This is a genomic window from Caballeronia sp. PC1, from assembly GCF_021353155.1.
In the GTDB taxonomy this organism is placed as follows: Bacteria; Pseudomonadota; Gammaproteobacteria; order Burkholderiales; family Burkholderiaceae; genus Caballeronia; species Caballeronia cordobensis.
This window is the reverse complement of sequence record NZ_JAJUBH010000004.1, coordinates 109047-120559: the sequence shown is the minus strand read 5'-3', so window position 1 is coordinate 120559 and position 11513 is coordinate 109047. Positions and strand designations below refer to the sequence as shown.

Here is an 11513-nt window from a genome sequence, read left to right as displayed (position 1 = left end):
TCCCTTACCTATAGAGTTACGAATGGGCGCGCGAACTTATTCGAGGCCGTGGGCGTAGTCATCGGCAGACAAAAGCGGAGCGAGTTGCTGCTCGCCATCGAAGGAAATCTTGAAGAGCCAGTTCTCGTAGGGCGCTTCCATCATGGTGTCGGGCGAGTTCTTGACGGTCTCGTTGATGGCCGTTACCTTCCCCGTCAGCGGAGCATAAATGTCAGACGCAGCCTTCACCGACTCGACCAACGCGCAAGCCAAACCCGCAGTAACATCCGCGCCAACGTTCGGGAGCTCCACGAACACGATGTCACCGAGTGCCTCGCCAGCGTGCGACGTCAATCCGATGGCAGCGATACCGTCGGGTTCAACTCGAATCCACTCGTGGGAGGCGGTGTAACGAAGCTCTTGCGGAAAATCCATGTTCTTCTCCGATGTTCTTTGTATGGCACTCGTACAAGAGGCCGTTATAAGTGAGGCTCAGACTTGTGAGAGGACGCCGCCATTTCGGACGAACGGCAAGCGGACGGCGACGGCGGCCAGTTCTCTTCCTCGAACGGAAATAACCAATTCGTCGCCCGGCTTGACCGACATGGGAACTCGAACTATTGCAATTGGACGTTGCATCGTGGGACTAAAGGTGCCACTCGTTACGACCCCTTCCCCACCTGCTACGTGAATGGCCTGTCCCGCTCGCGGAACCCCGCCTTCGCCGAACACGACGGCACCTATCGTCTGCGCTGAAACGCCGCGATGTTCAACGCCTTGTCGACCCATGTACTCACGGTCTGATTTCAAATCGACGGTCCATGCAAGGCCGGCATCGAGCGGGGAGACTGTCTCGTCCATGTCTTGGCCATAGAGATTCATACCTGCTTCAAGCCGCAAGGTGTCACGCGCGCCGAGGCCGGCCGGACGGATGCCGTTTTCAGACAGCGTCTTCCAAAGCAGCGGAGCGGCATCGGCCCTCGAAACTATCTCGAAGCCATCCTCCCCGGTGTAGCCAGTTCTCGAAACCATGAGTTCGCCGAAGGTCGAATCACTAACGAGGGCTGCATTGAATGGCTTCAACTCATTTGTGAGGGATTTTGTCGTTGGAACCGCACGCCAGAACTTCTCTCGAGCTTGTGGACCCTGCACCGCGATGATGGCGAGCGCCAATTCCGGGCTGGCCAAATCGCCGCGGCGCGGTACGAGCGTCACCTTCAGATTGCTCCGTGCTATGACAGCTCGAATCCAGGAAATATCAGTGATTGCGGTGGACGCGTTGATGACGAGACGAAACCAGTCTTCATTCAGGAAAGTGATGATGAGGTCGTCTACGACGCCGCCCTGTTGATTGAGCATGCATGTGTAAAGCGCCTTACCTGCAACCTTGAGCTTATCGACGTTGTTCGCGACGAGCCTGCGAAGAAGTTCTCGCGTATCGGGACCGCTCAAATCAACGACGCACATGTGCGAGACGTCGAACATCCCGGCGTCAGTGCGGACCGCATGATGTTCTTCAATCTGGGAGCCGTAATTGACGGGCATCTGCCACCCGCCAAAATCGACCATTCGTGCACCGGCCTCTGTATGGCTAGCTGCGAGCGGCGTGCGCAGCAAACTGCTAACGGTATTGGTGGCCATATCTCTTCGAGGTTGACAGAATGAAACGCATCCATACGGATGTCTCTTTCTCTGTCCTTGGTACCTGAGAGATTAGAGTCGCTTCGCGACCTTGCCCCTTCGGTGGACCTGATTCAGGCCTCTCTCCAGAGATTTCGCTGACGCATAATTGCAATCAACAACCAAGCCGTCCTTTTGCCTGAGAGTTTTAAGTCCCCTTCGGCGACGCTCTGCGTTCTCTCCGGCTTGGTTAAAACAACTATATTTGACCCTTGCCATCCAAGTCAAGTAACTTGCCTTGGAGGAAACACCTATTCCTCGCGTTTCGTCGCAGGGGCCTCTCGAAAGGACTGGCGTCCCCTCTGCGAGAGGCTCTTTAGAGCGGGTCGTTACTGATGCTTTGGATGATGGAGCGATAGAGCGTCACGCTCTCGGCAATTTTGTGCACGTAGCAATACTCGTCTGTCTGGTGAGCCATCTTGGGCTCACCCGGTCCCAAAATAATTGTTGGCGGATTTCCGGTTGCAGGTAACAAGACGCTGCCGTCAGTAAAGTACGGCACCGCGCGAGCAACGATAGGCTGGTGATGGAGCGATTCGCATAGCCCGAACACCCTCTTGACCGCCAACGCTTCGGGGTCGGTACTTAACGGCGGCACATCGACCATCGACGTCAGGCCAATGTCATCGGTCAAAAAACGAGACAGTCGTGTGCAGACGCATTGATGGTCCATGCCCGGAACTGTGCGGAAGTCCACCTCGAATTCCGCTCGGTCGGGAACAGAGTTCACGTTCGTGCCGGCCTTGAAGGTGCCGACGTTCATGGTGGCGTGGCCCATCAACGGATGCGTCGACTCCTCGATTCCAAAGCCGCGTATCTTCTGAATGGCCTGAGTCGCCTTATAGATAGCGTTGTCGCCCTGCTCCGGCATAGCGCCATGCGCTGTCTTGCCGGTAGCAGACGCACGGACCCAAAGCGCCCCTTTGTGCCCGACAAAAGGATAGTTCGCCGTCATTTCTCCGACAAGGAGAAGACTGAGTGGCTTCAGCAGCCCGGAGGAGCCCGCAAGCGCCTTCGCGCCATCGCATCCGGTCTCCTCACCTCCCGTGATAATCAGTTGGACGCCGTTTCCCTCACGTAGCTCCTCGATGCTTTGCGAGCAAGCAGCGACGAACGCGGCAATGCCTCCCTTCATATCGCTGGTTCCACGGCCGTACACACGCCCTTCACTTTCAATCGCGCCAAAAGGGTCGAAGTTCCATTTCCGCGTCCCCAACGGCACAACATCAAAATGCCCCGTAAATCCGATGGGTTTCCCACCTTGCCGGCCGTGGATGTTTGCGACTAGGTTAAATCGACCAGCTCCGAACGAATGCAAGTGGACTTCGAAACCAATGTCAGCGAGCACTTCCGCAAGGTATTTCGCGCATGCTTCTTCGTTGCCAGGGGGATTTATTGACGGTATGCGGACAAGGTCCTTAGTCAGAGCCAGTGCTTCAACGGGCGTGGCCGTAAGCAGTTTCACTGAAGCATCCATTTGACTATCTCCGTAAATCGTTCTTTTCGGCAACACTCAGCCATCCGCCAAACAGCGTTTGGCGGAGGTAATCTCTAAGGTTAGTTCAGTGGCAGCGAGGGGTTACTTCATCCATCTAGGAGCACCTGGGCGGCGAACCGGTCGACCGCCAATTGTCCTGCCGGCTCCGAGTGGCATCGCTGCATTTCGACCCTCATTTCCGAGCCCTTTCTCTCCCGCGAGTCGCATGAAGACACGAAGCGAACGCTCGATGAGGGATGCTTCGAGGTTGTTGACGATGAATGTCAGGTGGGATTGCTGCGGCGTCGCTCCCCATTCGTTATGGTGCTTCGGAGGAAACACCATATGCTGTACAGCATGAAACTCGACAGGGCCGCTTTCCGATTGCGAAACCCACAAAAGTCCCTTCACTCGCAAGACATCCGAGCCATGCCGGTGGAGCAACCACGTCAACCAAACTCCAAAGGCAGTCCAATCGAGTGGCTGCTCAATAACCAGCCCGAAGCTGGTGATACCGGTGTTAAGCAAGTGAACGCGTGTGCCCGAGAGATTCCGAGCAGGCTCGATATTCCGAGCGGCACGGACTTGGTCCAAAAGCATCGAGACAACTTCGTTACGCTCCGGCGTTTTCGGAACCAGTACCTTTGCGTCGGCGTTGACTGCCTTAATTTCGGCAGCAAGTCGCTCGACATTACCTGGCGCATCGCAAAGGTCCATCTTGGTGACAATCACAACATCAGCAAGCGCGACCTGACGAGCAGCGTCCGTGAAACGATTGAGCGTCTCCGTGCCCAACGCCGCGTCGACGGTCGCAACTACACTCGTGAGCTCGAAACGCGACCGGAGTACGGGCGACGACTGAAAGGTTTGAATTAGCGGAGCGGGGTCCGCCAGTCCACTCGTCTCCACATACAAGTGCTCGAACGGAGGAATCACCCCCTGTTCTTCCTGCTCAAGAAGATGTCTGACGGCTTCTTCGATGTCTTCCCGAACCGAACAGCAGATGCAGCCGCCGGCCACGACAGCTACGCGTTCCGACGTGAATCGAAGGAGGTGGTTGTCAATGCCGACCTCGCCGAATTCGTTGACAAGAACGGCAGACCTCGCGTTCTGCGGATGCACAAGCATCTGGTTCAAAAGCGTCGTCTTACCGCTTCCTAGGAACCCTGTTATGACTGTCGCTTCGCGGAGACTCATTGCTGCCCCAACATGGATTTTTCGAGGCTGTTGAGGAGATTCTCGTCCAGCGGGTCAGTCGGAAGTGCGGCGACCGCATCCGCCGCATTCCAGACCCCACTCAGATTGAAGACGTTCGCGCTTTTGCCATCACGATTGGTGACGACGTAAGAGCTGCCGCCCCAGTCATTCACGGAGATTCCATAGTGGGCTAGTGTGCGATTCACGATTCCCACGAGAAAGTCTCGCTCCTCGCGACGGGTCATCGGTCTGCCGTTGACAGCAAACTCAGACTTGCCAGCAACGTCGTTCCACCCATTGCTAGCGTTCAGCGCAGCACACAGCCCACACATGGAATCCTCCCCTACGTCGATTAACGCGACTTCTGGAAGTAGTCGCCAGAGAGCTCGGGGAGACGGCCTTCGTAGAACGGCAGATGGTCGACGCGCGGGTCGTACTTCCCTTCGTCAATCATCTTCTGCACATATGCAGCCACTTCTTCACCGGTCGCGAACCACACGTTGCCCTTGGCCTGCATCTTGCCAATCATCTCGGAGAACATCATCATCCGAGCGACCTGCCCCGTACAGAACGGGTGGAAGCAATTGACCCAGATGCCGCCGTGCTCCCACATTGCATAGAACTCGGCCATGTAGACCTCCATCGCGTATTGCGGCGATGCAATCGGCATCATGAAGTCGAGGTCATGGTTGTGAACGAACTGCGGCCAGTCGTCCAGTTGCCAACGAGACGGCAGTTCGATGAGGCTTCCCTTCGCGGATTTGATGACATACGGATTGTCATCGCCCATCAACGACGTGTCCCACTTGAATCCTTCTTCCGCGAGGATATCGGTGGACACCTTCGAGTACTTGTACCAAGGAGCGCGGTAGCCAACCGGACGCTTGCCGGCAATTTTCGCGATTGCGTCGGCGCCCTTGACCGTCCAGAAACGCTCCTCTTCTGCCGACAATTCGTTGGGGTATTCGTGCAGATAGCCATGCAGCGCCACTTCATGGCCGTTCTTCACCATGAGTTCGATGGCTTCCGGGTATCGTTCTGCGCACCAGCCCGGAACGAAAAACGTCTGCTTGACGCCGAACGACTTGCAAACGTCGATGATTCGCGGCACGCCAATTTGCGGGCCATAGCGAAGCATGGAGTTTGTCGACAGACGCGTGTCGGCGTCGTTCGGATGAGCGAGGTGCAAAATGCTGTCCGAGTCCATGTCCCACGTGAACACGACTGCACAGCGAGCCCCGTTCGGCCAGGGGAAGGGATTCTTAATCATGTTTTCTCGGTCCTATTGGTGAACTGTTACTGGTTGGTGACTGCCACGCCGTCGACCTGGACACGCTGGCCCGGACGAGGCAAAGCCTCGACTCGTACGATGGAGACTACCGTCTTCCCTTTTTCAAGGAAGTTCTCCAGCGTGCCGGCAACAAGTTCCATATCTCGAGCCGCTGACTTCGCGTCGCCGCTCACATAAATGTTGAGCTTCACGAGGTCACCGAAATCGGAGGACGCCGCACGAAGGGTTTCTCCGACGCGACCCATCGATGCCTCCAATTGGGCGTCGAGAGAGGCCCCGCCAGGAGCGGAAATGCCGCCGAGGTAAATCTCGTCACCGACTTGCCATGCAATCTCGAAGTTGTCTTCAGGTGCCTTCCACGTCTGACTCCCAGGTGCATTGAGCGCGCGACGTTCGCTTCCCTTAACCGCGAGTGCGTCAATCTCAAGAACAAGGCATTCGTAAAGCAGGTTCACTCCGAATGGAATGAGCGCGGGCTTGTTGTTGGGAAAGAGCTCTTCTGCCTGCTTGATGATTTCCTGGAGCAGCGCGCGACTTTCGGTGTCGTCCCCGGTGTGCTGGTACGCAATCTTGAGCGTGACGACGTCGTCCCAATTCGAGCCCGCGTCCATGAGCACATGGCGAATGTACTCAAGCGCGTTCTTTGCTTGCGCAACCACATCACCGGCAGCAAGAGCCTTGCCTTGCCGGTCGGCAGATATTTGGCCACCAACGTAGACCTTTTTGTCGCCGACCAGCCACCCTTGCGAAAACGGTGTGGGGATACTCCAATCCCACGCGTGGTCCGGCATGATTCGCTTTTTGGCGCCGCCAACCTCGCCGATGCCATCCGCACCGATGAGCGGACCCGCGGGCCACAGACCAGCGATACGAAGTGCGGTTGCTGCCGGACCGGGGTTAGCCAAATACTGGAGGCGGACTGCCGTCATCTGCTCCCAATAATCCGTGACATCTCGGCCCTCTCCCTCGAATTGATAGTACGTGTGAAGCTTCGTCAGGTCACTCATCGAACCGCCCTGGCTTTCCAACGCGGAAACCAAAGACTTGAACACGTGATGCGTCTGGTCTTCGATGCTGGAAAGCTCCGCGCCCGGAACCTGCAGTCCGACATAGATTGTCGAACCCACCCTCCGAACCTGCGGGAACGCCCAACGCTGCTGCTCCTTTGTCGATACTGCGGCGATGTCTGTCATAGCGTGCTCAATAGCTCTCAAAGATTTCAGAAAAAGCGGTCGTAGTGGACCCGTTCGGCAGCCACGGAATGCTCGAGCAACAACATGCGTCGCACGGCGTCGACCATCGGCGGAGGTCCAGCCATGTAGAACTCGCAATTCGCAAATTTGTCTGCAAGGTTCTTCGCAACGCAGTCATGCACGAAGCCGCGCTCGCCAGTCCAGTCCTCGAGCAGTTCTGGCGCACAAGAGCAGGCTGGGACAAACTCAAGCCGATGCTGTGCCGCGGCCAACTCATCGAAGAGGTCCAACGAGAAGATGTCCTTAGGTTCGCGACCACCGTAGTACAGGTGGACTCGAACGTTTTCGAGAGCCGATGACGCCAGTGCCCCTCGAACGACCGAGACCATCGGCGCCAGACCCGAACCGCCGGCGATGCAGACAATCTCTCGCGTCGTGTCCTCCCGAAGGAATGCGGAGCTGTAAGGACCGTCGATTACGCAATCCGCGCCCTCTTGCAGGTCTTCGAAGAGAACTTTCGTCGCCTTCCCGTTGGGGACACGTCGAATCATGAACTGCACGATGCCATCCTCGTTCGCCAGATTTGACATGGAATAAGACCGCCTTCCATTCACACCGGGCAATGACAGCAGGGCGTACTGCCCGGCGATGAAGTTCATTCCGCCAGAAACACGGAAGGTGAACTCACGCAGGTCATGAGTAACGGCGCGAGAACCCACGAACGTCGCAGTTGCAATCCGGGGTGCAATCTTGGGAATACACTCCGCGTCCTCCTTGAACGACACGGCGCATGGGCCGGTCGGCTTACATTGACAGGCGAGTACCTTGCCCCGCTCCCGCTCCCTCGGCTTGATGCCTGGAGCGTCAGGCTGCATGTCAAAGACATCTCCCGATTCGAGAAGTACCTTGCAACTTCCGCAGCCACCGGCATTGCACTCGTATGCGAGTCCGATGCCGGAGCGCAGCGCGGCCGACAAAATCGTGTCGCCTTCGTCACAAAAGAACGACTTGCCGTCCTTGCATGAAATTTCGACGCGAGAGTCCGCAACGACTGCTGCCCCGCCCTCTTCGATTGTCATCCCTGTCTCCTTCGGCGCATCAGGTGGAACTCAGCTCAGGCAAGCCCGGCCTGGCTGTGGAAATGAGTAACCGCACGCTTGGCAGCGACAGCACCCGTTTCACCTGACAGCGAACTGCAATACGCTTCGAGGGCCTTCGATTCAAGCGGCTCCCACTTCGCCTTCCACTGAGCCAGCACTTCCGCGTTCCCTGTTTGGCCGAGGGCGTGCTTCAGCCAAGCCGAGGTCCAACGGCGCGAACGCTCGGCGTCGCGGAGCTGTGCGTCGCACAGCATTGCCGTCAGCGTGTCGCCGTTGGCTTGGGCCGTGTGTCCGAGTTGACGAATTGCTTCGTCGATTGCTCGCGCAGCAACGACGTTGATGGCAAAGAGGTTCTCAGCCCAGTCGTAGGTCGCAAGTGCCTTCTCCATCAGCTCTCGGAAGCCTTGCCATGCTTCGTCGTCTTCCCAAGCGCCGCGCTCACTGGTTGCGAAGCCAACTTCGGGGTAAGCGAGCGACAACTGCTTCGTACGATATGCCGTACGGGAGAGCCACCGGAACGAGTCCGCTTCTTGAAACGCTGCGCAGTTGGTAATCGTGCTCGCTGGTGCCATCTGCACGATGTACGCGCTGCCCATCTGCAGCGTCGTCATCAAGTAACGCAGCGGGGTGTAGTGCGACTTCAGCTTCTCCACCCATTCGGATTTGAGCTTGCTGTCGTGGCCGGTGTCCGTATGGTTCTTGAGCAGGCCATCGACGTACTCTTCGTGAGCGTCTTGCATCGCAGTGTACGAGCGGTACGTGACCTGGTCCGGGTCACGGAACGCGTCCCAGTCGTCGTGCTTCAACAGCGAGTCGCGTACATGCTTGCGATACCACCGGTTCATCATACTGTCCGGGCTCTGCTCGTAGGCAGCGTCCGGTTTGCGATTACGGTAATGCAGCTTGTACGTGACGATTTCGTACTCGCTCGGGCGCTTTTTGTTACCAGCCAGCGCGCTCCACGTCTTCAGTCCACCGCGTTCGATTCCCATGTCACTGCCCCTTCTTTCTCGAATGTGCCAAGAAGCTGATTGCGTCGTCGGAGGTTCGGATAAAGCCCGCGAATCCGGGCATCGAACGCTCAAGGTCGCCCAAGCGGAAGTCGCGGCCGAGTACCTCGGACATCGTCTGGACAGTCAACGTGCACTCGCCGCGCGCTTCCACTCGTACATAACCCGAATTTTTTTCGATGCGAACTTCTCGCCCCGGGTTGTCGATGTAGACAGCTTCAGCTGCAGCATCTGCGATTTCGCCAAGACCAATGATTGGCCCTACGAAATCGGCATTGTGGTGGTCACTCATGTTTTCCTCCGTTTCGAGCCCAGTCAGGTGCCGGAAACTTCCAAAGATTGTTCGACATCGACCATGACTTCGTCGCCCTCAACGGAGCACGCGAAACCACGAAGCTTGCAACCAGCGGGATTCACGCCCTTACCCGTGGTCACATCGAACTGCCACAGGTGCGCCGGACAAGTCAACACATTACCTTCGAGCGTAGCTTCTCCGAGACTCTGGTCTTGATGAGGGCACTTGGATTCAAAAGCACGGAATCCACCGCCCTCGACATGGACCACGATGACATCAATGTCCTTTACCGCGAACTCTTGGAACTCGCCTTCCCAGACATCTTCAGTTGTGCAGATACGTTGCAGCATTTTTGTAGCTCCCTATGTCGCGCTTGGAGCCAATCAGCTCTTCACGTGCACAATGTCAACCGTCTCAGCCTGGATGAAGCCGGCCGCCGAGATAGTCATCGATTCGGGCAAGAACTCTTCTTCGCCGTGTCGGCGGACACGCAGTTTCGTACCAGGCAGCGGCTCTGGAACGAAGACGCCGGCGATGTTTTCCTTCGCGATACGCGCGACGTCTTCCATCGAGTAGTCGTCGTCCAACATGAGGACCTTCATCCCGTAGTCGCCTTCGTAGTTGCAGACCAGCGCGAAATTCGACATATCTAACTCCATCCTTGTCAAAATCAGGCCGCGCGCTTAATAGCGTTTGCCCATTTGAAGTTCTCGCCGCAGGTTCCACGTTCTTCCGGCGACATGCTCATGTATTCGAAAACACCGTCCGGTCCCGGCGGCATCATGCCGGCGACGACGCGGTCGATGAAGCCTTTGTAGCCCTTGTAGCGGCTCGGCTCTTGCTCGAAAATCCACTTGTCGACCGGCGAGCCAAAGTGATAGCGATGGCCTTCGAGGTCGAGCGTGCATTCCTTTACATTCCACTTCTTGCCCGGGATGCCGGTAAGTTCGAAGCCGGTCATCGCGCACATCATCGGCAGAGGCTTCGGCGTGAGACGGTCCATGCGTCCGTTTTTGAGGTTGTCCGTAATGACGTCCCACACCTGACCGAACGTGTCGTTCCATCCCGGATACTTCGTTTCCAGCCACTCACGCTCTTCCGGCGAGACGCCTGCAATCGGGTCCCACCACTCGGTGTCGCGATACATGTAAATGCCAATTTGCTGAGCGTGATGGTACGTGGCGACGTCCGGGAGGAAGTACTGGTCCCAGTACCAGGGCTTCTCGAGGCCGAGCGCTTCCAGGTTGCGTAGGAACTGCGTCGTTACGAACTCGTGCACGAACTCTTTGAGCGAGAACTCACGCTTGTCGAGCGGCGTGTAGTAGTCGAACGCGATGCCGCTCAGCGCCGAGAATTGCTTCCACACGCGCCAGAACGAGATGTCAATCAGCTTCTGCGCCTCAGCCTTCTTGCCGTTCTCAACCATGATTTGAATCAGTGGCTCGCCAATTTGCGAGTGGCGTGCTTCATCGGACTGAACGGTCTGGAGCATCGTCGCGAAACTGAAGTCACCATAGCGACGCGCATCGGCCGAGAGAGCCACGAACTGAAGGTTCGTGAAGCCCTGCTCGAACGAGAAATTGGTCATGATGGCCGCAGACACTGCGTCACGCGTATGCTCAACGTCGTCGAAGCAGTGACGTTCGCTCATGACGACCCAGTTGTCGCTATTCGGGGCTTTCTGAGCCCAGTCGAACGCGCGGTCGACGCTCAGGAACTCGTAACCGAAGAACATCTGAATCTGCGTATGGCGAATCTCGTCGAGCGTGCCGAAGTTCGCCATATTGCGCATGCCGGGGCCCTTACCGAATCGCGTGATGCGGGCGAAGGCCGAAACCGAGCCGTACTCGACAAACGGAATGGTTCCGAAATGCATTTGCAGCAGAGCCTTCCAGCCCGGGTCCGACTTCTTGTAGAAGTCGACGCGCGAGAGGGCCGCCTTGACCGAGTATGCGCCGACGTCCTTCTCCCGCTGCGTCTTCACGTACTCGCGATAGGTGACCTTGTACGGCTCGTCGAACGTCTCCCACGCGGAAACGGGAATGCCGTAGGGGTCGCTAAACTGCGGCGGGAACAGCTCGTCCTCGGTCACGTACTTCGGAGTCCAGTTCGTGTCCCGCGCAATCTCGTACCAATCAGAGTTCTTCAATTCCATGGGGTTACGCTCCTTGCCTTTCAAGTTGGATTGAGGCGCCGTTCGCGCCAGCTATCGGAGTTGGGTTGCTGTGTCCGCCTTGCCGTTGTTGCATTTTAGTTAAGTCACTTTCCTAAAGTGTACGCCCGTCAGGCGT

Annotated in this window: 13 protein-coding genes and 2 riboswitches; all 13 genes read right to left on the bottom strand. The window is 57.1% G+C overall.

Annotated features, from left to right (window positions below; all coding sequences use genetic code 11):
• Positions 1–36: 36 nt before the first annotated feature.
• The 13 genes from gcvH to LY284_RS33615 all read right to left on the bottom strand — a co-directional run bounded on the left by gcvH (position 37) and on the right by LY284_RS33615 (position 11377).
• Positions 37–414, bottom strand: a complete 378-nt coding sequence (gene gcvH / locus LY284_RS33675; protein WP_233391311.1) for a glycine cleavage system protein GcvH — start codon at positions 412–414, stop codon at positions 37–39.
• A gap of 57 nt (positions 415–471) precedes the next feature.
• The gene (gene gcvT, locus LY284_RS33670; RefSeq protein ID WP_255725297.1) at positions 472–1620 is read right to left on the bottom strand and encodes a glycine cleavage system aminomethyltransferase GcvT; all 1149 of its coding nucleotides are present in this window, start codon (positions 1618–1620) and stop codon (positions 472–474) included.
• Positions 1621–1661: 41 nt separating this feature from the next.
• Positions 1662–1759, bottom strand: a riboswitch (glycine riboswitch).
• Positions 1760–1776: 17 nt separating this feature from the next.
• Positions 1777–1854: riboswitch (glycine riboswitch) on the bottom strand.
• Between the two features lie 121 nt (positions 1855–1975).
• On the bottom strand, positions 1976–3136 hold the full coding sequence (locus LY284_RS33665) for a M20 family metallopeptidase (RefSeq protein WP_233391305.1): 1161 nt from the start codon (positions 3134–3136) through the stop codon (positions 1976–1978).
• A gap of 102 nt (positions 3137–3238) precedes the next feature.
• A complete protein-coding gene (locus LY284_RS33660; RefSeq protein WP_255725296.1) occupies positions 3239–4333 on the bottom strand; it encodes a GTP-binding protein in 1095 nt (364 codons plus the stop codon).
• On the bottom strand, positions 4330–4506 hold the full coding sequence (locus LY284_RS33655) for a hypothetical protein (protein ID WP_233391303.1): 177 nt from the start codon (positions 4504–4506) through the stop codon (positions 4330–4332). The genes LY284_RS33660 and LY284_RS33655 overlap by 4 nt, the downstream gene beginning before the upstream one ends.
• Before the next feature lie 179 nt (positions 4507–4685).
• A complete protein-coding gene (locus tag LY284_RS33650; protein WP_233391301.1) occupies positions 4686–5603 on the bottom strand; it encodes a polysaccharide deacetylase in 918 nt (305 codons plus the stop codon).
• Between the two features lie 26 nt (positions 5604–5629).
• Positions 5630–6817, bottom strand: coding sequence for a RidA family protein (locus LY284_RS33645; protein ID WP_233391299.1), 1188 nt, complete (start codon positions 6815–6817; stop codon positions 5630–5632).
• A 26-nt stretch (positions 6818–6843) separates the two neighbouring features.
• The gene (locus tag LY284_RS33640) at positions 6844–7896 is read right to left on the bottom strand and encodes a 2Fe-2S iron-sulfur cluster-binding protein (protein ID WP_233391290.1); all 1053 of its coding nucleotides are present in this window, start codon (positions 7894–7896) and stop codon (positions 6844–6846) included.
• Between the two features lie 35 nt (positions 7897–7931).
• Positions 7932–8909, bottom strand: a complete 978-nt coding sequence (locus LY284_RS33635) for a toluene monooxygenase (protein WP_233391288.1) — start codon at positions 8907–8909, stop codon at positions 7932–7934.
• Between the two features lies 1 nt (position 8910).
• Positions 8911–9219 (bottom strand): MmoB/DmpM family protein, encoded by a 309-nt coding sequence (locus LY284_RS33630; protein WP_233391286.1) that lies wholly within the window; start codon positions 9217–9219, stop codon positions 8911–8913.
• 23 nt (positions 9220–9242) lie between these two features.
• A complete protein-coding gene (locus LY284_RS33625) occupies positions 9243–9572 on the bottom strand; it encodes a Rieske 2Fe-2S domain-containing protein (RefSeq protein ID WP_233391285.1) in 330 nt (109 codons plus the stop codon).
• A gap of 33 nt (positions 9573–9605) precedes the next feature.
• Positions 9606–9869 (bottom strand): toluene-4-monooxygenase system B family protein, encoded by a 264-nt coding sequence (locus LY284_RS33620; protein ID WP_233391283.1) that lies wholly within the window; start codon positions 9867–9869, stop codon positions 9606–9608.
• 23 nt (positions 9870–9892) lie between these two features.
• Complete coding sequence (locus LY284_RS33615; protein WP_233391281.1) at positions 9893–11377, bottom strand: toluene monooxygenase; 1485 nt, start codon at positions 11375–11377, stop codon at positions 9893–9895.
• Between the last annotated feature and the right edge of the window lie 136 nt (positions 11378–11513).